Annotated in this window: 20 protein-coding genes; 17 read left to right on the top strand and 3 right to left on the bottom strand. The window is 40.1% G+C overall.

From position 1 onward, the window contains the following. Positions 1-57: 57 nt before the first annotated feature. The 4 genes from COCH_RS08355 to ftsH all read left to right on the top strand — a co-directional run bounded on the left by COCH_RS08355 (position 58) and on the right by ftsH (position 5,145). Positions 58-492, top strand: coding sequence for a nucleoside deaminase (locus COCH_RS08355; RefSeq protein WP_015782728.1), 435 nt, complete (start codon positions 58-60; stop codon positions 490-492). After that, a complete protein-coding gene (locus tag COCH_RS08350) occupies positions 489-2,372 on the top strand; it encodes a BamA/TamA family outer membrane protein (protein ID WP_015782727.1) in 1,884 nt (627 codons plus the stop codon). The genes COCH_RS08355 and COCH_RS08350 overlap by 4 nt, the downstream gene beginning before the upstream one ends. Before the next feature lie 438 nt (positions 2,373-2,810). Further along, a complete protein-coding gene (gene rsfS / locus COCH_RS08345) occupies positions 2,811-3,182 on the top strand; it encodes a ribosome silencing factor (RefSeq protein ID WP_002671325.1) in 372 nt (123 codons plus the stop codon). A gap of 4 nt (positions 3,183-3,186) precedes the next feature. Then, the gene (ftsH, locus tag COCH_RS08340; protein WP_015782726.1) at positions 3,187-5,145 is read left to right on the top strand and encodes an ATP-dependent zinc metalloprotease FtsH; all 1,959 of its coding nucleotides are present in this window, start codon (positions 3,187-3,189) and stop codon (positions 5,143-5,145) included. A gap of 51 nt (positions 5,146-5,196) precedes the next feature. Here the strand turns inward: ftsH and COCH_RS08335 are convergent, their stop codons facing one another. Then, positions 5,197-5,916 (bottom strand): carboxypeptidase-like regulatory domain-containing protein, encoded by a 720-nt coding sequence (locus COCH_RS08335; protein ID WP_015782725.1) that lies wholly within the window; start codon positions 5,914-5,916, stop codon positions 5,197-5,199. Positions 5,917-5,934: 18 nt separating this feature from the next. Beyond that, positions 5,935-6,576 carry an orotate phosphoribosyltransferase gene (gene pyrE, locus COCH_RS08330; protein WP_015782724.1) on the bottom strand — a complete coding sequence of 214 codons (642 nt, stop codon included), beginning with the start codon at positions 6,574-6,576 and terminating at the stop codon, positions 5,935-5,937. Positions 6,577-6,581: 5 nt separating this feature from the next. Here pyrE and COCH_RS08325 point away from each other — a divergent pair, with 5 nt between their 5' ends. Together COCH_RS08325 and COCH_RS08320 are read left to right on the top strand one after the other, a co-directional pair. Next, positions 6,582-7,166, top strand: a complete 585-nt coding sequence (locus COCH_RS08325; protein WP_009418379.1) for an NUDIX hydrolase — start codon at positions 6,582-6,584, stop codon at positions 7,164-7,166. 641 nt (positions 7,167-7,807) lie between these two features. Next, positions 7,808-8,155, top strand: coding sequence for a hypothetical protein (locus COCH_RS08320; protein ID WP_015782723.1), 348 nt, complete (start codon positions 7,808-7,810; stop codon positions 8,153-8,155). A 75-nt stretch (positions 8,156-8,230) separates the two neighbouring features. On the opposite strand, the gene COCH_RS08315 is transcribed toward COCH_RS08320, so the two are convergent. After that, complete coding sequence (locus COCH_RS08315) at positions 8,231-9,805, bottom strand: Na+/H+ antiporter (RefSeq protein ID WP_009418310.1); 1,575 nt, start codon at positions 9,803-9,805, stop codon at positions 8,231-8,233. A 131-nt stretch (positions 9,806-9,936) separates the two neighbouring features. Between COCH_RS08315 and COCH_RS08310 the strand changes: the two genes are divergently transcribed. The 11 genes from COCH_RS08310 to COCH_RS08260 all read left to right on the top strand — a co-directional run bounded on the left by COCH_RS08310 (position 9,937) and on the right by COCH_RS08260 (position 25,371). Then, the gene (locus COCH_RS08310) at positions 9,937-10,575 is read left to right on the top strand and encodes an NAD(P)H-binding protein (RefSeq protein WP_015782722.1); all 639 of its coding nucleotides are present in this window, start codon (positions 9,937-9,939) and stop codon (positions 10,573-10,575) included. Positions 10,576-10,738: 163 nt separating this feature from the next. Then, on the top strand, positions 10,739-11,680 hold the full coding sequence (locus COCH_RS08305; protein ID WP_015782721.1) for a DUF6268 family outer membrane beta-barrel protein: 942 nt from the start codon (positions 10,739-10,741) through the stop codon (positions 11,678-11,680). A 49-nt stretch (positions 11,681-11,729) separates the two neighbouring features. Beyond that, on the top strand, positions 11,730-12,809 hold the full coding sequence (locus COCH_RS08300) for a sensor histidine kinase (RefSeq protein ID WP_015782720.1): 1,080 nt from the start codon (positions 11,730-11,732) through the stop codon (positions 12,807-12,809). After that, the gene (locus COCH_RS08295; protein ID WP_015782719.1) at positions 12,806-13,504 is read left to right on the top strand and encodes a LytR/AlgR family response regulator transcription factor; all 699 of its coding nucleotides are present in this window, start codon (positions 12,806-12,808) and stop codon (positions 13,502-13,504) included. Before COCH_RS08300 ends, COCH_RS08295 begins: the two co-directional genes overlap by 4 nt. Positions 13,505-13,770: 266 nt before the next feature. After that, on the top strand, positions 13,771-21,579 hold the full coding sequence (locus COCH_RS08290; RefSeq protein WP_015782718.1) for a T9SS type B sorting domain-containing protein: 7,809 nt from the start codon (positions 13,771-13,773) through the stop codon (positions 21,577-21,579). A gap of 156 nt (positions 21,580-21,735) precedes the next feature. Further along, complete coding sequence (locus tag COCH_RS08285) at positions 21,736-22,515, top strand: helix-turn-helix domain-containing protein (RefSeq protein WP_015782717.1); 780 nt, start codon at positions 21,736-21,738, stop codon at positions 22,513-22,515. Positions 22,516-22,591: 76 nt separating this feature from the next. Further along, positions 22,592-22,969: a VOC family protein gene (locus COCH_RS08280; RefSeq protein WP_015782716.1), complete on the top strand. Its 378-nt coding sequence runs from the start codon at positions 22,592-22,594 to the stop codon at positions 22,967-22,969. 193 nt (positions 22,970-23,162) lie between these two features. Continuing rightward, positions 23,163-23,717 (top strand): NAD(P)H-dependent oxidoreductase, encoded by a 555-nt coding sequence (locus COCH_RS08275; RefSeq protein ID WP_015782715.1) that lies wholly within the window; start codon positions 23,163-23,165, stop codon positions 23,715-23,717. A gap of 62 nt (positions 23,718-23,779) precedes the next feature. Beyond that, positions 23,780-24,232 (top strand): EVE domain-containing protein, encoded by a 453-nt coding sequence (locus tag COCH_RS08270; protein WP_015782714.1) that lies wholly within the window; start codon positions 23,780-23,782, stop codon positions 24,230-24,232. Next, entirely contained in the window at positions 24,207-24,656 is a 450-nt protein-coding gene (locus COCH_RS08265; protein ID WP_015782713.1) for a MarR family winged helix-turn-helix transcriptional regulator, read from the top strand. The genes COCH_RS08270 and COCH_RS08265 overlap by 26 nt, the downstream gene beginning before the upstream one ends. A gap of 100 nt (positions 24,657-24,756) precedes the next feature. Further along, the gene (locus COCH_RS08260; protein ID WP_015782712.1) at positions 24,757-25,371 is read left to right on the top strand and encodes an endonuclease III domain-containing protein; all 615 of its coding nucleotides are present in this window, start codon (positions 24,757-24,759) and stop codon (positions 25,369-25,371) included. The last annotated feature ends 5 nt before the right edge of the window (positions 25,372-25,376 follow it).

Raw genomic sequence — 25,376 nt, 5'->3', positions numbered from 1 at the left:
ATTTTTAACATTACTTTGGCAAAGTTTTTGTACTTTGCCAAAGTAATTTTTATTTCAATGAATACTGACGAATACTTTATGCAAAAGGCTTTAGAAGAAGCACAATTAGCTTTCGAGGAAGACGAGATTCCCGTAGGAGCCATTATCACCATTGATAACAGAATTATCGCCAAAGCCCATAACCTTACCGAGCGCCTCAACGATGTGACAGCGCACGCCGAAATGCAAGCCATTACTATGGCAGCTCACTATTTGGGAGGTAAATACCTCATAGGTTGCACTATGTACCTCACGTTAGAGCCTTGTGCAATGTGTGCAGGTGCTTTGTATTGGAGTCAGTTATCGCGTTTAGTCTATGCTGCCCCCGACACCCATAGAGGCTACAGCGTAATGGGGGGCAAACTACACCCAAAAACCGAAGTAGTTACTGGCATTTTAAGCCAGGAAGCTACAACCTTGTTAAAACAATTCTTTCAGCAAAAAAGGAAATGAGAAAAACCTTTACTCTTATAGCACTCTTTCTCTTGGGAATGAATTATCTTCTTTCTCAAGAAATAGATACTTTAAGGGTAAAAGACTCTGTACTGGGAGGCATTTCACCTGAAAGAGAAGCTAAAAACAGAGTATTCTATGAGAGAATCAAAAACTTCTTTAGCAAATATAAGCTCACTAAAAATCTCAACAATCTTATTGTAATTGAGGAAAAAGCAACCGGTAGAACACTCACCCCCACAGCTATTGTTACTACTACGGTTACCCATATAAAAGCCCCTTCTTATCAAGGGAAAATCATTAGAAATATCGTTATTACTACCTTAGACCCTTTTGGGTTTGACGAGAAAGATTTAAACAAAGTACCTAACACTCGTTTGGAGCGTCTTGGTAATGCACTTCACGTGAAAACCCGCGAAAGTACGGTACGCAAGTTTCTTCTGTTTAAAAAGGATAAGCCCTTAGATACCCTTTTGCTGAGTGAAACCGAACGTGTATTGCGCAATCAGCGGTATATCCGTAGGGCACAAGTGTGTGCTATCCCTGTGAGTCAAACCTCCGATTCAGTAGATGTGCAAGTGAATGTGCTCGATAGCTGGTCTATATACGTCGACGGCGACTTGGCAGGAAGTAGAGGCTGGACACGACTTACCGAGCAAAATCTCTTTGGAATAGGACACGAACTCTCGCTCACCTATCAACAATACTTTTCAGGAATCGGGAACAATGGTAAAGGTTTTAATTATGTGGTGAGAAACATCAAAAACACTTACATCAATGTGCGAACCGGTTATTATTCTGATTACGAGAACTATTTTTCAAAGAGCATACAGGTAGAGCGACCGCTGTATTCACCTTTGGCACGTTGGTCGGGGCGCTTAGGTTATTACGAATACCGATATGAAGACGAAGGTATTAGTTATCGCGACTCTATCTATATTCCTATCCTAATGACACGCACCTTCGATGCTTTTGGTAGTTGGGTAAAGCCCCTCAGAAAAGTAGAAAATAAGCGCATCAATAACTTTATCATAGCTGGGCGTTTTCGCAATATAAATTATTACGAGAAACCTTCTCCCGAGATAGACCCCGAGCAATATTACGGCAACGAGAACCTATATCTCACCCAATTCAGTCTCAATAGTACAGGCTTTATAAAAGACCGCTATATCTTTCGCAACGGCGATATCGAAGACGTAGGCATAGGACGCTCTTTGTTTCTCACCTCAGGGATACTGCGGAAGAACTACGCTACCTTGTCCTATCTCGGTATAGGCTTTGCTGAGGCAAACTATACCAAGCGTGGTTATCATTCTATCAACTTTGAGGTAGGCACATTCTTTAAGGACGGCACGAACAAAGAAACTGTGCTAAAAGGTGAAGGCACCTATTTCAGTAAATTGTTCGACATAGGCGATTGGCATTTTCGTCAGTTCTTGCGCTCCTCATTTGTAGTAGGTTTTAACCGAAATGTATACCAGCGAGACAGAATCAACTTAAACGAATCTAATGGTATTTTAGGCTTCAGTAGTCGTGAAGTATACGGCACACGCAAGCTTATACTCACCTCACAAACGCAAGTATATGCCCCTTTTCAGCTGATAGGCTTTAGGTTTAGTCCGTTTCTCTCAGCCGATATAGGTTTTATAGGTAGGGAAAACACTGCCTTTCTAAAAACAGAAGTATACTCTAAGGTTTCCATAGGTTTTTATATATCCAACGACTATTTTCCCTTTGGAGCCATACAATTCTCCTTTGGGTATTATCCTAATATCCCAGGTACAGGTAACAATATCTTCAAATTTACAGGCGTTACCAACGACGATTTCAGGCTACACAGCTTTTCTCAACGCTTGCCTAATATTGTATCGTTTAGGTAACTTCGCCTCACCTTCGTCATTTCTTCGTTCATTCTTCGTTCATTCTTCGTTCATTCTTCGTTCATTCTTCGTTCATTCTTCGTTCATTGTTCGTTCATTCTTCGTTCATTGTTCGTTCTTTCTTTGCTCATTGTTCGTCTTTCCTTCGTTCATCGTTCGTCTTTCCTTCGTTCATCGTTCGTCTTTTCTTCGTTTATCGTTTGTCTTTTCTTCATCTGTCCGTGCGGCTCGCACCTGCCCGTGTGGCTCACACCTGCCCGTGTGGCTTACACCTGCTCGTGCGGCTCGCACCTCCGCATTTTTAACTACGTGACAAAATGTCTGAAACTAACTGACACAAGAATAATGGCAATGTTTTTGCTTTTCTAAAAGGAATGTTTTATCTTTGCGCGCTTTCAAGAGAGATATAACAAGTTTAAACTGTAAAAATAAAGAACATTGAATAAGGAAATATCATCAAATCAGCTTATTAGTAATATTATAGCTGGTATAGAAAAAGTAAAAGGAACCGATATTACCATTATGGATTTGCGCGAGGTAGAGAATACCGTGTGCGATTATTTTATTTTGTGCAATGGATCTTCTAATACCCAAGTGTCGGCTATCTCTGGTGCTATCCAAAAGGTAGTGAGTCAAGCCGAAGGTCATCAACACCCGTGGCACGTAGAAGGTGAAGCTAATGCCGAGTGGGTACTCATCGATTATGTGGATGTAGTGGTGCATATCTTCCAAACAAAAATACGTGAGCATTACGACCTCGAAGGACTTTGGGGAGACGCTAAAATTATCAACTTAGAAACTAACTATTAAAAATATGTCGGACAATAAAAGCAACGGGTCTCGTTTTTCAGCCTATTGGTTATATGCCATATTACTGCTGATACTTATAGGTTTTAATTATTATTCAGGAGCCAGTTTTTGGTCACAGCCCAAAGAGATTCCGCAATCTAAATTTGAGGAATACCTTAGTAATGGCGATGTGTCTAAAATCATCATCTTAAACCGTAAAGAAGCTAATGTATATCTCACCCCCGATGCTCTTAAAAAAGAAGAGCACAAAGAGGTAAAACCTACGGGAAATACGTTTATGCAGGGTGCTAACGCAGGTGAAGTTCCCCAATACCGTTTTGAATTAGGTGATTTGAGTAATTTCGAAAACCGATTCGACCAAATTGTAAAAGATAACAACCTCAGCACTACTCGTGAGAACAAAACCGAGCAAAACATCTTCGGCGATTTACTGTTCTCTATTTTGCCTTTTATAGTTATCATAGGCTTGTGGATTTACATAATGCGCCGTATGGCAGGAGGCGGAGGAGCTGGTGGTATCTTCAGCATTGGCAAATCTAAAGCGCGCGTATTCGATGAAAAGAAAGAAACGCGTGTAACTTTTCAAGATGTAGCAGGCTTAGAGGGAGCAAAAGAAGAAGTACAAGAGATTGTAGACTTCCTCAAAAACCCCGATAAATATACTTCATTAGGAGGTAAAATACCGCGTGGAGCCCTATTAGTAGGTCCTCCTGGTACAGGTAAAACTCTTCTTGCGAAAGCTGTAGCAGGTGAAGCACAAGTACCTTTCTTCTCACTCTCTGGTTCTGACTTTGTAGAGATGTTCGTAGGGGTAGGTGCCTCTCGTGTGCGCGACCTTTTCAAGCAAGCTAAAGAAAAGTCTCCTTGTATTATCTTTATTGATGAAATTGATGCTATAGGTCGTGCTCGTGGTAAAAATGTAATGACGGGAGCTAATGATGAGCGTGAGAATACTCTCAATCAACTCCTTACCGAGATGGACGGTTTTGGTTCACATACTAATGTTATCGTATTGGCAGCTACTAACCGCGCTGATATCCTAGATAAAGCACTAATGCGCGCAGGACGTTTCGACCGTCAGATTTATGTGGAGCTTCCTAACTTAAATGAGCGCAAACAGATATTTGAAGTACATTTGCGACCTATCAAAACAGCAGAAACATTAGATATAGACTTCTTAGCAAAACAGACCCCAGGATTCTCTGGCGCTGATATTGCTAATGTATGTAATGAAGCAGCCCTTATTGCAGCACGCAAAGGTAAAACAGCTGTAAGCAAACAAGAATTCCTTGATGCAGTGGATAGAATTGTAGGTGGTTTGGAGAAGAAAACTAAAATCCTTACTCCCGAAGAACGCAAGACAATAGCCTTCCACGAAGCAGGTCACGCTACTGTAAGTTGGCTCTTAGAGCACGCCGCACCACTTGTAAAAGTAACTATCGTGCCTCGCGGACAGTCGTTAGGCGCGGCTTGGTATTTGCCAGAAGAACGCCAAATAGTGCGTACTGAACAGATACTCGATGAGATGTGCGCTGCCCTTGGCGGTAGAGCTGCAGAAAAAGTGATATTCGATAAGATTTCTACAGGTGCTCTCAGCGACCTTGAGAAGGTAACCAAACAAGCGCGTGCAATGGTAACAATTTATGGGCTTAATGACAAGATAGGTAACCTTACTTATTACGATTCAGCCCAGTCCGATTATAGTTTTACCAAACCTTATAGTGAGAAAACAGCGCACCTAATAGATGAAGAGATTTCTAAGATTATAGAAGAACAATATCAGCGTGCTATTGATATTCTCACCGAGAATAAGGATAAGCTTACTACTTTGGCAAACTTGCTCTTAGAACGTGAAGTAATCTTCCGCGAAGATCTTGAAAATATCTTTGGTAAGCGCAAGTTTAAAGACCCACACGATATTATTGAGGAGGAAGAAGATAAATCCTCAGAAGTTGTATCGTAATTACAATAAAAAAGATGTATCAAAGAGAGTTTGATACATCTTTTTTATTCTTTATTTTTCTGCTTTTGCTAATCTTTGATACTCACCCCACGCTTCTATAAGCATAAACTCCATTTGCTTATTTTCCTTCTTCCTTACAAGATCGTGGAACTCAGTTCTCTCCATTACATAATAGGCTAAAACGTCTATTTCCTCTTCGTTTAGTTTGAGTTCTTTTTGTAGAAAGACTTTCATATTTTCACGTATATAGTTAGCGACAGCTAAATTCTGTTCATTGGCTACAATTTTCTTTAAGAGCTTCTTTCGTCCACTTATAGTATTAATGAGTAAATCAATGCTCAATAAATTTCCTCCTGCACTATGAGTAGCACTATACAAACGTTTTTCAGCAAAAGTACGCTCTACAGGAGTATGCTGTAAAATTCCTAACCTTTGAGCAGAAACCCCTTGATATTTCGATACTTCAACCTCATCAAGCTGATTGACCTGTTCTTTCATCTGTATTAAAACTCCTCCAAAACCAAAATCAGCTTTTGTAAGAGCGCGATAAACAGTTTGCATTCCTACAAAAGTAATTTGCAAAGTATTACGTTCACTTGCTTTCAGTGTAAAATAACCATTGGCATCAGTAGTAGTAACAGCATTGGTATAAAGATTCATCACGTGCGCTCCTGACAAAGGTATTGTATCACGCACCACTCTACCACGCACTTGTTTTTGTGCAAAGACTCCTACACTAAAAAACAACCATATAATTGTTAGATATTTCATAAAATTACTATGAATATTTTACTGTTTCCAAGTATCCGGACTTTTGCGCCATTGCTGGAGCATCTCTAAATCTTCTTTTTTGATACGACCAAAAAGTAAGGCTTTTTCTAATAGACTGTCGTAATCGCCAGCAGTGTAAAGCGGTACCTTTTCCTCGGTAAAACGCTCATTGGCTACATCAAAATTGTAAGAGAAAAGGGCTACCATTCCCAACACCTCAGCACCACTATCGCGTAGGGCTTTTACCGCATTAAGGCTACTCATTCCGGTACTTATCAGGTCTTCTACCACTACTACCTTTTGTTCAGGGCGCAAAAAACCTTCAATTTGGTTTTGTCTGCCGTGTTTTTTAGGTTCAGGACGCACATACACGAAAGGCAATTCGAGTGCATTAGCTACCAACATACCAATACCAATAGCTCCCGTAGCTACTCCTGCAATAACTTGTACTTCGGGAAATTTCTCTTTTACGCCTCTTGCCAATACGCTTGCAAAGTACGAACGAACCTCTGGAAATGAGAGGATTATACGGTTATCGCAATAAATTGGTGACTTCCAACCGCTCGCCCAAGTAAAATAATTTTCAGAATTCAATTTAATTGCGTTAATTTGCAATAAAAATTCAGCGGTATTTTGTGCCGTAATACTATCTAAAATCATAGGTTATGTATGAAATATTTTTAGACGAAAAGTCGATTATTTTGACAAATGTACGAGAAAATATTGAGAACGTCAAATGTTTTTCAATAAAAGACATTACTCTTGATGTTATCTTGGAGGAACTCAAGCGAAAAGAGGTAGAAAAAATCTACTTATATCACCCTAAGGAAGAGAAACTTATGAAGAAATTTAAGCAACTTATTCCTACCATAAAAGCAGGGGGTGGCATTGTGTATAATCAGGAAGGAAAAGTGCTGATGATTAAGCGTCACGGCAAGTGGGATTTGCCCAAAGGGAAGAAAGAAAAGGGCGAAAATATCGCTACTTGTGCTTTGCGTGAGGTAGAGGAAGAAACAGGTGTTAAAAAACTGCTTATTCAACGCTTCCGAATGATTACTTATCACATATTCAAACGCGATGGACAATATTTTTTGAAAGAGACCTATTGGTATGATATGACTACTACCTTTAAGAAGAAATTGGTACCTCAAACTGAAGAAGATATAGAAAAAGCGTGTTGGAAAGACGAGGCAGAGGTACGCGAGTTGGTGAAGGATTCGTATAAGAATATTCAGAAGCTATTCAATTAGCAAAGATTTTCTCCCACAGCTGGCGCGAGCAAAACGCTTGTGCCTTTTTATTACTACCTATACCGAAGCTACATTGAATCTTCAGTGGGTCTACAGTGGGTCTACAGTGGCTCTACAGTGGCTCTACAGTGGCTCTACAGTGGCTCTACAGTGGCTCTACAGTGGCTCTACAGTGGCTCTACAATGGCTCTACCAGTGGCTCTACAGTGGCTCTACCCAGAACACTAAGCGAAGTTATAGCGAATACCACTGGAATACAATCACTATATCAAACAATTATTTGTTAATGGTTAGTTGAAAATTTATCCTTACCTTTGTATCACTAATCTAAATTCTAAAACTTAACCTCTAAACTCTAAGTAAACTATGGCGAAAACAAAAAACAACTGCCTAACAAAAGGGCTTTCGGGAAAAGTCGGTAACCAATTCTTCTTCCGTAAAGTGAGGAATAAGACTACCAACAGCTAAGAGTAAAAGACAATTTCTATATGGTATAATAATAACATCACACACAATTTTGGCATCTTTGCGTCATTTAATTCTATTAATCAATTTTTATGACTTTATAACAACACTTTGCTAAATATATTTTTGGAGAAACCGAACAAATAGACATATCAGCTAATCAACAAATTAACATTATGACCTCAGACGAATTTGCAAAGAATTTTTATATTGAAAAGCTAGAGTTTTTAAAGTCGTGCTTTCAGGTACAACCAGACTATCCTTCAGCTGTAAATACCAAAATAAAAGAAATGGCACTGAGCAGTACTCAAAAAGAACAATTAGAAGCAGTGATTGACCTATTGTTGAACGATGTGTTTTACAGCGTGCTATTAGGCTTAGACGGTGAATGCCCCATAGGCAACATACAGCAAGTTTATAGTATATACGATGAAGAAGGGTGCCTTATTTCTGATTGCGGGGAATTGGAAGTGAGTGCTTACGAATACTTTCACGGAGGCAAATACGAAAAAGAAACTGATTAATATAAAACAATATGTTCTGAGGGTACGAGCGACACGCTCGCGCCTGCAAGACAAATTCGCAAATCGGCAAATTAACTAATTCATCTCCCATTTTTCTTCTTCTAAATTCAACTGTCGGTGGAAATTGCGTATTTGTTCTTCATCAATACGTGGATTCTTATTCAGTTGGTGCAATATTTCCCGCTGATGATGCAAAATAGCGATGTATTTCTTTCGCACTTCGGGGGTAGTATTGCTCTTAGGCAAATCGAGTTGGTATTGCCATATATCTTTTTGATTCTGTAACAAAAAACTATCAGTAATTCCTTCTTTGTAATGCTCTTGCATATAATCCAAAGCCGCTTGTGCTAATGATTTCCTAATAAGGCTCTCAGCTTCAGCTTCAGGAATATGGTCTTCATAATCAGGGAATTTAGCCCAACGGATAAGTGCTGGCAAGCTAAGCCCTTGCACGAGTAGAGTTACCAATATCACTATAAAAGTAATGTAGAGAATGAGGTTGCGATGCGGAAAAGGCTCGCCATTCTCTAAGGTAAGAGGGATAGAAAGTGCTACGGCAAGTGAAAGCACCCCGCGCATTCCTGCCCACCCTAGTACCAAAGGTACCCGAAAGCCAGGGTTCCGCCTGTCGGCTACTGTTATGAAGTGTTTCATTACTTGAGTAATGAGTATAGCTCCATAAGATGATAGCAGTCGTACCCCTACTACTACCCCTGTGATGAGCAGTCCGTAGTTGGTAGCAGTGGCAAGACTCATACCTTCGGCTTCTATACCTATCAGCACTTCAGGCAAAGCAAGTCCTATCAGCATAAAGGCAAGTCCGTTGAGCACAAAACCTAAAATATCCCATACCGCCACCCCTTTGTTGCGTGTGGAGGCAGCAAGAATACTAGTAAGGTGGAACGACATATACATACCCCCAGCCACTACTGCCAACACTCCGGACGCCCCTACCTCGTTAGCTACAATATACATTATATAAGGAGCAATAAGGGTAAGGATAATATCCATATTAGCATCGGTAGGGAGGAATCTGTGTAGCTTGCGCATCACCCACGCTACTGCCAAGCCTATAAGCGTTCCCCCAATAACTACCCAAAGGAAATTCAAAGCCATATCCGTCCACACCAGCTGACCGGTAGTAACTACCAAAGCGGCAAACCTAAATACAATCAGGGATGAAGCATCGTTGAGCAAACTTTCACTCTCTATGATGGTTGAAATGCGTTTGGGTACCTTTACAAACTTCATTATCGAGGAAGCACTCACGGCATCGGTAGAGCCTATCACGCCCCCCAAAAGGAAACCTAACGCCAATGAAAACCCAGGGAATACCATATTGGCTACCCACGCCACCGCAGCAGCCGTAATAAAAACTACAATAAAGGCAAAGCTAAAGATAATGCGGCGCCACTTCCACATCTCTTTCAGTGATAGCGAAAAAACATCAGCATATAAGAGTGGAGGCAGGAAGATGATGAGCACCAAATCAGGATTCAGTGTAATGGTTGGGACATTGGGAATAAAGCTAATTGCCAATCCTCCTAACACCAAAAGAATAGGATATGCCACTTTAAGTCGGTTAGCCAGCATTATAAGCAGCATAATAGCCACCATCAAAAGTAATAAGTAAGGGAAGTATTGCACCATAGTTCATTAATTATGAGGCGACAAAAATAGTAAAAAATACTTTTCATTCATAACCGATGAGTATTTTTTTGTATCTTTGCACCCTATACAGCACAACAAATCACCTCTTAACTCTTATCCCTTACCTAAAAATGAAAGCCCTTATCATCGGCGCTACAGGCGCTACCGGAAAAGATTTAGTAACACAACTTTTAGCCGACGACACTTATAGCGAAATACATAGTTTTGTGCGTAAGCCTATGAGTATCAGTCACCCCAAGCTACACGCTCACGTGGTTGATTTTGATACCCCTGAGGCGTGGTCAGATTTGCTGCACGGCGATGTGGCTTTTTCTTGCTTGGGAACTACCTTAGCCGTGGCAGGTAGCAAGGAGGCACAATGGCGCGTGGATTACGATTATCAGTACGCCTTTGCCCAGCAGTGTAAAGCCAATGGAGTACCTACTTTTGTACTCGTTTCGGCAGCAGGAGCTACAGCGCAGTCTAAATTGTTCTACAACCGTATGAAAGGGGCTTTAGAAGAGGCAGTTAAAAAACTTAACTTTCCGCGCTTGCTTATCTTTCAACCCTCTATACTCATCCGTTCTAATAGCGACAGAAGTGGCGAAAACTTCACAGTAAAAGCCTTTAATTTTTTAAACAAATTAGGCATTTTAAAACGTTACCGCCCTATGCCTACCCAAATATTAGCCGAAAAAATATTGTCGGCTATACACAACTCCCCTAAAGGAACTTTTACCTTTGCTTTAGATAAAATTTTTGAGATATAATAGGCACAGCAACAATCATACACTTTGTCAAAGCCCTTAGGCTTTGACAAAGTGTATGATTAGTATAGTAATTCCCGCTTTTGGTATAGAAAAACAACTCTTTTTCTTCTAACAATCCGTTTTTCTGTACTTTTGCCACTGTAATACTTAAATCTTTATTATAGTGAAAGAGACGATAACTTTTATAGCTCTGCTCTTTGTAGCAAGTGTTTCAGCGCAAATCAGTGTAAAAGCAGAGTATATAAGCAATTCCGAGTTCTACGATGCAGTAAGCGACAGCAATATAGGCGATGGCTCGGCTATGATTTACTCGGTAGGAGCAATGGTTCCCCTCTCTATGCAAGCCCCTGAGGAAGACGACCCTTACCAGCGACCTACCGTATGGGGTGTAGGGCTTAACGGCACTTTTGTAAAGATGAACAACCACGACTTCCCTATTGGCAAAGAACTACCTTCAGAGGTGATGAACCTCGGCGTGAGCGCTATTCATCTCCGCCCTTTAAAAACACGTTGGTCTATGCTTATAGCGCTCGGTGCAGGAAGCTATACCCCCGAAAATCGTCTTTCGTCTATTCATATAGGCGAAAATGTTTTGGCTAATGGGGCTTTGGTATTCGTATGGCATTGGCACCGCAACCTCGAAATAGGAGGTGGCGTAGCGCTGAACAATAGTTTTGGTTATCCTATGGTGTTTCCTGCATTTTATTTTAAATACAATGGTGCTTTTAGCGATAAATTTACTATTGAAGTAGGGAGTATAGATGGGATAAAAGTTGCCTTAGGGTATAACTACCGCGAAAACCTCGACTTTAAATTAATAGCTAATATGGGAGGATATTCCGCTTACCTCAGGCGCAATGGAGAAAAAGAAATATTCAGTCAGCAGACTTTTGTTGTAGGATTGCAACCTGAGTTCAAGATAGGTAAACACGTGAGTATTCCACTTACTGTAGGAGGAAGTTTTATACGTTCAGGGCGTTATAGAGAGCGCAAACTCAGTGCTATGTTTGCCTCTGAAGCTAAAAATGAAGACGGCAGTTCTCGCTCCAGTCAGTTCAATCCTGCTTTTTACCTTTCGGCGGGGATTACAATTGGAGGAAACTAATAACAGAATTCAAAAATCTAAAAAGGTATGACTTTACCAAATAGAAACTATGGACGAAAATCCCTATATATTTCTAAAAAACAATCTCTTCTTGCAGTTTCTTATTGCCGATAGATATTGCATCTATCGGCATATAACTGCTTGTGTATCATTGTTGTTGTTTTTCCTAATTACTAAAGAATGGGGAGCGTACAAAGGCTTTGTTGACCACTTGGATTGGATAGAAAGATGTATGATTATCACAGTAGCTTTTTACCTAAATATCTATGTGCTTATTCCGCGTTTTTTGTTTAGGGGAAAGCTTGTTACTTACACCTTTAGCCTTATAGGGATACTTTTCATCTGTCAAGTGATTACCTACTACCTAAATGCCGTTATATGGAGAGAGTATATTATCAGTGAAGACCTAAAAAAGGCAATGGCACTGCCCATTCCTACCCTATTTATCTTTTCATTATTGAGTTTGTTGCCCTTTATAATGCTATCCACACTCATAAAAATATTCCAATTGTGGATAAAAAGCACCGAAAAGATGCAAGAATTAGAGCAACAAGCTGCCAAAAGTGAGCTACAAGCCCTCCGTAGCCAGATACAACCACACTTTTTGTTCAATATGCTCAATAGTATCAACACATTGTTGTATATCGACCCCGAAAAAGCCTCTTATACTATTACAAAACTCTCCGATTTCTTGCGACATTTGCTCTACCAATCGCACGAAGAGCGAGTTTTCCTCTCTTCGGAATTGCGTTTTCTCACCGATTTTCTCTCTTTGGAAGCAATGCGTCGCGATGATTTTACTTATGAGATTACTTACAACGAAAAGAATATACAAGGCATACAACTGCCTCCTAACATATTGCTTATCTTAGCCGAAAACGCTGTAAAACACAGTATTGATGCCCTTGCTCCTACCTACATCTATATGAAATGCGAACAAAAAGAGGGATGGTTACACTTTTTTGTACGCAATTCCGTACCTTTGCAACCTAATCCTCAACAAAAATTCAGCGGTATAGGATTAAATAACCTCCGCCGGCGGTTAGAACTGCTCTATGGCGAGCGTTTTAGCTTGCCACAAGAACGTTTACCACAAGAATATATAGTAACCTTAGCGCTACAACTATGAATTGTTTGATAATAGACGATGAACCCTTAGCCCGTATCGGTATGGAGCGCCTTGTAAGGCAATACAGCAACTTGAAGGTAGTAGGCACTTTCAAAAATTCGGTAGGTGTTGCCGACTTTCTGAAAAAGAACGAAGTACACCTGCTCTTTTTGGATATAGAGATGCCTGGGGTAAACGGCTTGGTGTTCGCTAGAACTTTACCCGAACAAACTTTAGTGATATTTACTACCGCCTACAGCCAATATGCCTTAGACAGCTATGAAGTTGATGCTCTCGACTATTTAGTGAAACCCATCACTCTCGAACGCTTTAAAAAAGCTATTGCCAAAGCCGAAAGTTACCACCAATTGCTCACTCAACAGAAAACCGATTTTGAAGCCATCGATACACAATGCATTAGCATCCGTGCCAATAGGCGCAATTATCGTATTCCTCATAACGACATCCTATATATAGAAGCATTGAAAGATTACGTGATTATCCACACCTTCACCGACCGCTACATCACGTGGATTAATCTCAAAAACATACATAGACAGCTCCCTGAGTCGGTATTTGTACGCGTCAATAAGAGTTATGTAGTGAATATACAACACGTTACTTCCTACACCCACCAGTTTGTGTATATAGGTGAGACAGAAATTCCTATAGGCAGGGCGTATCAAGAAGAGTTTTTGGCACAATTGAAAGAATAATAAAATCTTTTAATAGGTGTGTTACATCATCTCTTTCATTCTTCCCCGCTTGTAATAAGGTGGGATTTTTTTGTATTTATAAATGGGCTAAACTATGAACCCTGGCTAAACAATATTTCTCTACACTTAGAATGCTATAAGTCTACTAACTGTTAAATTCTCTTAATATATTTTGCTATATCATTTTTTAACAGTACTTTCGCGCCCAAAAATTTTTTATAGCCAACAACAATGGCTTTTTATAGATTTAACTAAAAATTGAATAAATGCAATCACTAAAAAATCAACTCATTAGGTTGTTTAGTTTTGTTTTGTTGCTATGGATAACCAATACCTCTGCACAAACAATTAATGGTGTCATAGCTGAAAATCCGGTACATTTTGCAAATACTACCGACTTTTCTGCAGGTGCACTCACTATTACGTTCAATATGCCTGCTGGGAAGAATAGTGCCGAATTAGAGGTCACTCTTCCTAAGGGAATTGAGTACGTAGCTAGCTCTGTAGTTGCTACAGGAGCGACTGTCGCCCTCAAAAGTGGCTCTACCGATCCTAACAAACCAGTTTTCACAATTAGTGCTACTGGTGGAACTGCTGTAACCGTAAGCCTTAAACGCAAGGTTACTAAGGCTGTTTTATCTAACTCTGATTTTGGTAAAGGTTTTTATGATAGTGCGGTTTTAAAAGTAGAGGGGAAGAGTTCTCCTGCTAAGCAGAATGAAACAGCTTATCAGTTGTTACGCCCTACGCTTACAGTGCAACAACCTGAAGAAAAACAAGAAAATTCTATTGGTACACATACCAAACCTTTTGCAATTCGCAATACGGGATATGGTACTGTTCGTGATATATATTTTTCTATCATCTACCCCACCAATGTTACTGGCAATTGGGTAGAATATGATAAAGGAGGTACTTATCAGCGTCTTACTCCTGTAGGTACAGTACCTGCAGGTTACCCTAATGCAGGCAAACCTCTATATAAAATACCTGCTGCTAATCTGTCTAACGACAAAGATGTTAAAATACGTGAGAGCTATACAGTGAGCAAATGTGATGCTAACCGTGAAATTCAGTATGATACCTATTGGGGTATAAGTCATACTGATATTTTTGAAAAGAGTGCTCCTGCTAAGAAAACTTTAAATATCGACACAGGAACTCCTGCCATAGATTTGCAAACAGACAAAAATAGCACTTATTTCACTTGGAAAGAAGGGCTTACAGGAAATACTTTAGGTAGTTTCACTCTAAAATACAAAAATAATGGTTCTGGAGCCAACCCTACTGCATATAATGTAGTTCTTGATTTGGCTGAACGTTGGAATGGACAAAAATTTATTACCCATAAACCTGCTAACATTAAATTAGTAGCTACTGATGGCACTGAACTTACTATTCCACAAGTCGCTCTTAGCAGTCCAAATGGAGCAAACGGGAAACTTGTAATAGATTTTAGCAAAATTCCTGCTTTGAGTGCTACTGATGCTACCTATGGCAGTAAGGATTTTGGTTTTACCGATGCCGATGGTGATGGTTTTAGAGGAGAACTTAAGAAAGACGCTGCCTTTACTTTGCTTTTTGATTATGTGAAAAATGAAGGTATAAGCTGTTTGATGAGTAATTCTGTTAATGGTTTGAATATTTCTCCCGCTACTTATATCTATGCTAATAGTGTATGTGGCACTGCGGCTCCTCGTAAAGATGCTTTTATAAACTCGTATACTTTCACACGTTTATTGAGCAGTGTAGGTGATAGTTCAAAATTCCCTAATCAGTTGTTACCTAATGTTCCTACATCAGGTTATCTTATGGCAACTTTCAACACATCAGGATTTTATGCAAACCAACGTCAAAAAGGACAAGAAAGCAGCAAGAACAGTGATAAAAAATACAAATATCAGATAAAACTTCCTGCTGGGGTAGCTCTAAAGAATGTGAAATTCTATGAAGCTAATGCTTATGGAACTTCCACTAAGCCCCCAGTTAATTTAAATGATGCAGCTGCAGGAACTACTTTCAACTATACTACTCCTGATGATAAATATGGTTATATCACTTTTGATGTAGTATTAGAAAATTGTTCTGGTGCTAATGTAAACTTAGATTATTCTGTTTGGTATTTAGATAAAAACGATGCAACTAATGTTTATGCCGAAATTCCTCTTGTTTGTATAACAAATAAGTCGATTATTACAGTTTGTCCATCACCTTGTGGTGTGAATGGTCCTCAAATGTTAAGCACTAAAGTAGAACGTGCCGACAACTCTTATGGGTGGACTGATCACACTATGACTACTCGTGCACAACGTTCTCAAGTATCGGAATTGCAACGCCAACGCGCTTTGTACTTAGATGATATTGAGGTAACTTCTACTGGTAAACAGCTAAATGTTACTACAACTAACTTGTATTACTATGCTTCGTTTGCTAAAAAAGCAGGAGTAACACCTAAATTCATTATTTTCAACACAGGTACACATTCAGTTACTTTACAAGCAAGTGCTTCTGTAGTTGCTAAAACTACTGTAGGTAATAGAGACTATTTCCGTTGGAATCTTACTACTGCCTTGCCTTCAGGGGGTATCCCTGCCGAAGGCACCTTTACTGCTATAGCTACTTATCAGCTTACTAATGCAACTGATAGCTATTCTGGTTCTAAAGATGTTGAATCAGGAGGAGAGAGCTTTTTCTATCGTTTAGAAAATCCAGCTACCGATACAGCTATCAATGCACAAGGTTATCATACTAAACAGTTACACTGTGGAGCTAATTTATATGCTACCTTCTATTTCTCAGAATTATATGAAGCTGTTGCTACTAATGATTATAAGTTATCTGGTTGTACTATTGTAGACATAGGTAGTTGGCAAGTACACTCAGCGCGTAGGTTCAATTCATCAGGTACTTACTTTACCGATGAGTTTCGTCCTGCTCGCCTTGTGAAGAAAGCAACTTTCACTATACCTAGTTCTGTAAATTATGTAGATAAGATTGTCTATATGTATAGATCTAAGTATCCTAATGAAGTAAGAATAGAAATACCTATTTCTAAACTTGTATTAGAGAGCGATAATGGCACTTACAAAGTGTATAGTTATACCAATCCACCAAAAGGACAAACAGGACACTTGCCTCCAGGTGAAATTTCGGTAGACAACTTGTATGATAGCCATTTTAAATTATTTATGCAGGCTACTTGTAAAACCAAAGTTGTAAACGACTTAGCAAGTGCTAAGGCTGCAAATATGTTAGTAAAATCAAAATTAGAATATGAAGATTTCTATTACCATTATGCAGCGCAAGGAGGTAAAAAAATTACCACAGGAGAGATTCCAGAACACCAAACACCTTTGTTATTTAGAGATGTGCCAAGTATAGATATTACTGCACAAACAGCTCTATCTGTAAAAGCTAACAAAAGAGAGCAAACATTAGAATTTAAGTTATCTAACAATTCGTTTTCAGATGCACCTTATTCTTGGGTGTCTATTCCGAATGTATCAGGGTTAGAGGTGCTTTCGCTGACTGAGATTAATAGTGTTAAGGCACACGTATATACCTATACAGCCCAAAGTAGCATTTCGGGTGAACAAATGTTCTTTTTAAGTGATAAAGGAAATAATGGTACGATTGTAAAGAATGAAAATCGTTATTTCCGTGTAACTTATAAAATTACTAATTGTGACGCTCCTTTACACCTACTAAAAGTGTATGCAGGTTGGAACTGTAACAGCAACCCTACAGCAGGTTACCAAAGCACTTGTAGCGACAAGAGCCTTACCTACAACATTACAGTAGCTAAAAGTAAAAAAGAAATAGCTCCCGATGCCAATAACCCTGGTCAAAACAATCCTGATAAAGTGGGATCTATTGCAATGTGTACAGCTACCCCTTACAGTTATATTATCAACAGTGCTGATGAGGGAGATATTTACGACGCAAAGTTGGTAGTTACTCAAGGTTCGGGTATTACTTTCAGTGATATAGAGGTGGAATACCCTCTCAATAGTGGTAGAAAATACTATGTAAATAGCGGAACAAAACGTATTGAGCATACCACTACTGGTTTCAAGCACACTTTTGATATCAGTACTATCTTACCAGGAGGTAGCCTCCCTGGTTCAATATCAGAACCTACAAACGCTGAAAATCGTAAATTCAAACTTACTTTTAAAGTAACTCCTGATTGTGATTTTACTGCAGGTTCTTCATTCGATATAGATATTGAAGGTAATAATCTCTGCGGTAAACCTGCGACAGGCGATAAAACACGCGCTATTATAGCGGGTATTAATGGAGTAAACATCAGTGATTACAGCATAACCCTTGACAACCCAACTTATGTGAGTGGCAATGGTTCTGCCTGCGACACAGGGGTTACCTACCGCACACGCGTAACTATAAACGCTGGTAGTCCTACTTTTGAAATTGGCAACAATGCCCGCTTGCGTTTCCGTATACCTCAGGGGTATGAGTTTGTTTCAGGGGCAATGAAGTCACGTACTCCTGGAACTTCTTGGGCTGACCCTACTCGCAAAACGGGAGAAGACAAGAATGTGGGTAATGAAGAAGAAATAGTAGTAACTGTTCCTAAAGGAATGAAAAACGCTCATTCTTTTGAATATGATGTTACTATTAGACAAAAAGCTAATGAAACTGTAGATTGTGCTACCCCTAAAGAACTTACTGCCTTTACTACAGATACGGTTACAGGGGTTACTTGTTCAACAGCACAAGGAGGAAAATGTAATGCTTTTACTGTGAACTCTTCACTTCGTCGTATTGTGGTGATAAAAAATGATCGTCCATCGTTGTCATTTAGCAATGTGACTGTAAGCTCTAAGGCTGAAAACAACAAAGAGAAAATTACTGTAAAATACAAACTTACTAATGGAGCTACAACATCAGCTACCCTTACTGCACGCCCTGTAGTAACGAGCTTGTACTATGATGCTAACAACAATGAAGAAGTAGACGCTAGTGATACTAAGCTCACTACTTACACTAGTACAGAAACTTTAGCCAACGGTGCTACTTCAGCCGAAAGAAGTTTCAGCCACTTAGTAGATGCTGATAAAGTATGTAGATTGCTTTTAGTGCTTAAAAATGAAGATAATGTATGTCTTTGTGGGGATGTAGTGAGTGCTTTACCTGCTCCTACTACTATCGAAGGACTTACTCAATCATTTACTACTTGTGCAACTAGCAGTATAACACTTGCTTATCCAGTAGCAGCTGCTACCTACACCGGTTATACTTGGAGTGCTGTAAGTCCAGTTGATGCCTTAGGATATTTATCAGCAAATAATTTAGCAACTCCTACTTTCTTATACAATGGGGCTAACATCACCTCTCCTCTTGTAGTTACTTATAAACTTACGTTGAAACGTTATAACGGTTGTGAAGCTGTTCAAACAGTAACAGTACAAGTTAACCCTCAAGAAATAAACTTAACAACACCAGCTCCTTTAGTGGTAAATTGCCAAAATGCTACTGCAAGTATCACTCAGTGGCTCAACTCTGCTTCTGCTGCCGATACCTGTGGAAACGCAGCAAGTGTTACTCATAATTACGACACTGTAAAACCTACCGACCTTTGCAATAACAGTGGTATTGTAACTGTAACCTTTGTAGGAAAAGATGCTTTAGGCAAGACTGCTACCCAAACTCGCACTATCACTTTGCTAAATATAAAAACAGAAGATGATTCCTTTACTTTTACTGATGGTTCAGTTACTACTACCTCAACTCAAACAGTATTAGTAAACGATAAAGTAGGTACTCGCACAGCTACCATAGGTACTGTAAGTTTAACTGTAACTACCCCAGCAGTAGGAGTAGCAGGTTCTGCAACGCCTACACTTAATGCAAATGGTACTGTTACTGTTCCAGCAGGAACTAAATCGGGTACTTACCATATTGGATATAGAATTTGTAGCACTGTTGTAAATATATCAGTTTGCGATACAGCAACAGCTACTGTTGTAGTAGGTAACCCTACAATCACTGCTGATCCTGATGACTTTACTCTCAATAGTGGTACTAGTACCAAGTCAGTACTCGATAATGATAAGATAGGTACTGCAACAGCTACTACCAATACCGTAAGTATTTCAGTAGTTACGGGGGCTACTCCTAAACAACCAGGTACTAACACACCTACTTTGGATAGCGATGGTAAAGTAACTGTTCCTAACAACACCCCAGCTGGTACTTATACTATTATTTATCAAATATGCGACAAGCTAAACAGCGGAAATTGTGCTACCACTACAGCTACTGTTGTAGTAGGCACACCTTCTATCACCGCTGATCCTGATGACTTTACTCTCAATAGTGGTACTAGTACCAAGTCAGTACTCGATAATGATAAGATAGGTACTGCAACAGCTACTACCAATACCGTAAGTATTTCAGTAGTTACGGGGGCTACTCCTAAACAACCAGGTACTAACACACCTACTTTGGATAGCGATGGTAAAGTAACTGTTCCTAACAACACCCCAGCTGGTACTTACACTATTATTTATCAAATATGCGATAAGCTAAACAGCGGAAATTGTGCTACCACTACAGCTACTGTTGTAGTAGGCACACCTTCTATCACCGCTGATCCTGATACCTTTACTATCACTACTGGTACTAGCACCAAATCAGTACTTGATAACGATAAGATTGGTACGGCAACAGCGACTACCAATACTGTAAGTATTTCAGTAGTTACGGGCGCTACTCCTAAACAACCAGGTACTAACACACCTACTTTGGATAGCGATGGTAAAGTAACTGTTCCTAACAACACCCCAGCTGGTACTTACACTATTGTTTATCAAATCTGTGATAAGCTAAACAGCGGAAATTGTGCTACCACTACAGCTACTGTTGTAGTAGGCACACCTTCTATCACCGCTGATCCTGATGACTTTACTCTCAATAGTGGTACTAGTACCAAGTCAGTACTCGATAATGATAAGATAGGTACTGCAACAGCTACTACCAATACCGTAAGTATTTCAGTAGTTACGGGGGCTACTCCTAAACAACCAGGTACTAACACACCTACTTTGGATAGCGATGGTAAAGTAACTGTTCCTAACAACACCCCAGCTGGTACTTACACTATTATTTATCAAATATGCGATAAGCTAAACAGCGGAAATTGTGCTACCACTACAGCTACTGTTGTAGTAGGCACACCTTCTATCACCGCTGATCCTGATACCTTTACTATCACTACTGGTACTAGCACCAAATCAGTACTTGATAACGATAAGATTGGTACGGCAACAGCGACTACCAATACTGTAAGTATTTCAGTAGTTACGGGCGCTACTCCTAAACAACCAGGTACTAACACACCTACTTTGGATAGTGACGGTAAAGTAACTGTTCCTAACAATACACCAGCAGGTACTTACACTATTGTTTATCAAATATGTGATAAGCTAAACAGCGGAAATTGTGCTACCACCACAGCTACTGTTGTAGTGGGGACAACTACACCTACAGCTCCAGTTCCTGTAGCGGTTGATGACAGAACAACTACACCACTCAACACGCCAGTAACTATCAATGTATTAGGCAATGATACCCCTGAAGGTGCTACACCTAATGTTACCACAAACCCTGCGAATGGTTCAGTTTCGGTAAATAGTGATGGATCTATTGAATACCGTCCTCACACCGACTTTGCAGGCACTGATACCTTTGTATACGAGCTTTGCAATGCTAGTGGTTGTGCAACTGCAACTGTAACCGTGGAAGTAATAAAAAGTATTGTTGTCTACAACGCTATATCGTTAAGTAGTGACAAGAACGACCACTTCCACATAGCAGGTATTGAAAGTTACCCTAACAATGTGGTACGTATTTACAACCGTTGGGGTGTGAAAGTATGGGAAGCTGAACATTACGACAACATTCGAAATGTATTTAAAGGTATTTCTAACGGACGTGTAACCGTAGAAGCTCCTAACAAACTTCCACAAGGTACTTACTATTATGTAATTGAATACACCGATGAGCATAACCAACAACAAAGCAAAGTAGGTTGGTTGTATATCAAGAAATAAGCTCCACGGTATTCACGCTTAAAAAGATTAAAAGCGTAAAATAACAAATCCCCGCACATAGATGATATGCGCGGGGATTTGTTATAATTAACACATTTGCTAATTTGCTAATTTGCAAATTATTTTTATCTTTGCACTTCATCAATAGCAAACAACGTGTTATCACTTCGTCCCTATTATCACCCTATACAATCGGTTATTCCTGCGGAAGAAAAAGAGGTTACTTATACTGAGTTTCTTCCGTGTGAGGCTTTGCGTTCGTTTATCTATTGCTATTGGGAACTGAAATCTCCTCCGCGTAACACACCTTTTTGCTACCGAGTAGTTGCCGACGGTTGTATAGATCTATTTTTTGACTGCAACACCCCGCAGATGAGTTCCCTTATGGGCTATTGCAATACATACGTAGAGTTTCCCATAACGGGTGCCTTTCACTATGTCGGAGTGCGCTTTCTGCCTAGTGTCTTTCCGCTACTTTTTGGTCAAGATGCTTTTGAAATCAGCGCACAAGAAATCCCTTTGCGTGAGGTAGTACCTGCGTTGGCTACTTTTATAGCCGAGCAGTTGGAAACTCCCTTTTCGTTAGCTACCATTGCACAACGTTTGGATAACTATTTTCTCCGTCACCTATCACAACGCCCTTTGCAGATGGATAAGCGCTTTTTCTCGGCACTTTTGCAGATATTGCAAAGCAAAGGTAGCATACACATCAGTGAGTTGGATACCGGCATCAGCACCCGACAGTTGCGCCGCCTTTTCGACTACTACATAGGCGATAGTCCTAAGACTTTTAGCAATATTGTGCGCTTCCAACATATATTAAGTGCAAAAGCCTATCACAACCATTCTTTTTTAGACACTTATTACGACCAAGCCCACTTTATCAAATCGTTTAAAACATTCTATGGCGATACCCCAAGCAAGGTGTTAGGCTGAAGAATGTCCGTTTTTTACAATTGTATTCCCTGCGCTTGCGGTACTTTTGCCCCCGAATAACAAATACATTATCAGAATGAAATTAAACGCAGGTATTATCACCGAGAAATTAGCCGAGAGCAAGGCTTTCTACACCCAAGTATTGCAATTTGGCGTTACTTTTGAAAACGACTTTTATTTGCTGTTGCACACCCCCAATCACGAGGCAGAAATCAGTTTTTTGTTGCCTAACCACCCTTCGCAACAGCCTCTCTTCCAAAAACCTTTTACCCAACAGGGTGTATACCTCACCATTGAAGTAGAGAACGTAGACGACTATTACCACAAACTAAAAGAGCAGGGTGTGCCCATCGCCATAGCGCTTCGCGAAGAGCCTTGGGGTGACCGCCATTTTGCCATTATAGACCCCAACGGCATCGGTATTGATATCGTAACCTATTGCGCACCTGAGTAAGATATTGAAAATAAAATACAAAGCCCCTCCCCGCTTATAGAGAAATCTACCGGTGGGGATTTTTTATATCCCTAACTCATAGTAATACCTACACCTTAAAAAAATATTTATAAAATAACATATAGTAAGTTTTTTTATTATATAAAAACATATTACCTTTGCGCCCGAATAAAGAAGTAAATTTAAATTATATATGAAAGTTTTAATTATCAACGGGCATCCTACTATGGAGACGTCCAACGCCAATAAGGCTATTTTAGAAGAAGTAAAACGCTTGCTCCCTGACGCTGAAGTAAGTAACTTGCAAGCCCTTTATCCTAACTATCAAATTGATGTAACTGCCGAACAAGCTAAACTTGTAAAAGCAGATGTAATTGTATGGCAATTCCCCGTGAATTGGTATTCGCTTCCTGCCTTGTTGAAAAAATGGTTAGACAACGTATTTTCACACGGCTTTGCTTATGGCGACAACAAGCTGATGGGTAAGAAACTCATCCTTTCTTTCACTACCGGAGCGCCTGAAGAGGCTTACCAACACGGTGGCGCACAGAACTATCCGTTTACCGATTTTCTCAACATTCACCGCCAAACTGCCAATCACTGCAAACTGCTATTCCAAGAGCCTGTAATCTCTTATGGAATGAAGTACATTCCAGAGGTAATGCCCAAAGAAGCACTTACAACCTTACAACAAAGAGCCAAAGATCACGCCGCTCGATTGGTTGCACAAATCAAAGAATTAAACTAATTTTGCAATTGATAAAAATCGCCGTGTGGCAGTGTGTCACACGGTTTTTATTCCATTTATAAATGAAAAACAGACCTATCAAATATTGGATTATCGTGGCGAGCAGAGACCACGTACAAATGGGCGTTGCGGGAGGATTTGCCCAAGCCTGCCACGGAAAGGCACAGCCTTTGAAACGTATGCAGGAGGGAGACGGTATTCTCTATTACTCTTCCAAACGCTATTTTGGAAAGGAAGACAAATGCCAAGCCTTCACGGCTATTGGCAGAGTGAAAGACGAGGAAGTCTATGCCTTTCAGATGAGTGAAAATTTCTGTCCATTTAGGAGAAATATTACTTTTGTAGACTGCGAAGAAACGCCCATAGCCGACCTTATCGAGCTATTGGACTTTATCCCTAACAAAAAAGCGTGGGGATATCCTTTTCGCTTTGGTATTTTGGAAATATCCGAGAACGATTTTAAACTTATAGCCTCTAAAATGTTACACAATGATCTCTCAGTCCTCAATTTTTAGTTTAAGAGCCGAAGAAAGCTCAGGGCTTTTACTTTGGCAGGTAAGTATGTTATGGCAACGCGGAATCAAAAAAGTATTGCAACCTTTCGACCTCACACATCCCCAGTTTGTACTCTTGGCGAGCGCCCAGTGGTTCGCCCAACAAGGAAAGGAAATCACGCAGGTATCTTTGGCAAATTTCACCAAGATAGACCCAATGACTACCTCGCAAGTGGTGCGCACTTTGCAGAGCAAAGACCTCATTACAAGGGAAGAACACAAGACCGACACCCGCGCCAAAGTAGTTACTATCACCGCTCAAGGTGCCGAACTCATCGCACAAGCTGTCGCTAAGGTCGAGGCTTTCGACGATGAATTTTTCAGTACTTTGGCAACCGAACAGCCCTCGTTCAACGCTCAACTACACAAACTTTTAACGAATTAGCAGAATCATTTTGCCCTCATTGCTAGAAAACCTTACTTATGAGGAAGGTTTTATCAATTGTCAATTGTTTTGTACCTTTGCCTCATCGGCAAATTATTTTATGTCTCAAAAAATCAAAGTTTTTAATAAATTATTAGCCCATTACGGCAAGCAATATTGGTGGACTGACCCCAATCGCATTACCGACTGGATTTCGATGATTCTCATTCAGCAAACGACCCAACAGAATACCGAAAAAGCCCTTGCTAACTTAGAGGGTAACTTATCGGTAGAGGCTTTACACGCTATGGAACTGAACACTTTACAGGAATATATACGTCCGGCAGGCTTCTACAAGCAAAAAAGCACTTACATCAAAGCCCTAATGGAATGGTATGTGTCGCACGGAGCTTCCTTACAAAAGTTTGAAGCTATCCCTACTGAGGAACTTCGCAAGGAACTGCTCTCTATCAAAGGTGTGGGCGAAGAAACTGCCGATGCTATGTTGTTGTACATCTTTGAGCGAAAGGTATTCATAGCCGACCAGTACGCTATACGACTTTTGAACCGCCTGAACCTCTCTTCAGCACAGACTTACAAAGCCCTCCGCGAAGAGTGTATGCCCTTAGTTGCTGAAATTCCCTTAGAAACCTGCCAAGAATGGCACGCTGTGATTGATGTGCACGGCAAGGCTTACCGCAAAGGTTTTACCGATGAACAGTGGTTATTAGAATAATAAAT

Origin of the sequence: Capnocytophaga ochracea DSM 7271 (assembly GCF_000023285.1) — a bacterium.
Classification (GTDB): Bacteria; Bacteroidota; Bacteroidia; order Flavobacteriales; family Flavobacteriaceae; genus Capnocytophaga; species Capnocytophaga ochracea.
The sequence above is the reverse complement of the archived record's forward strand: the minus strand, read 5'-3'. Positions and strand labels throughout refer to the sequence as shown.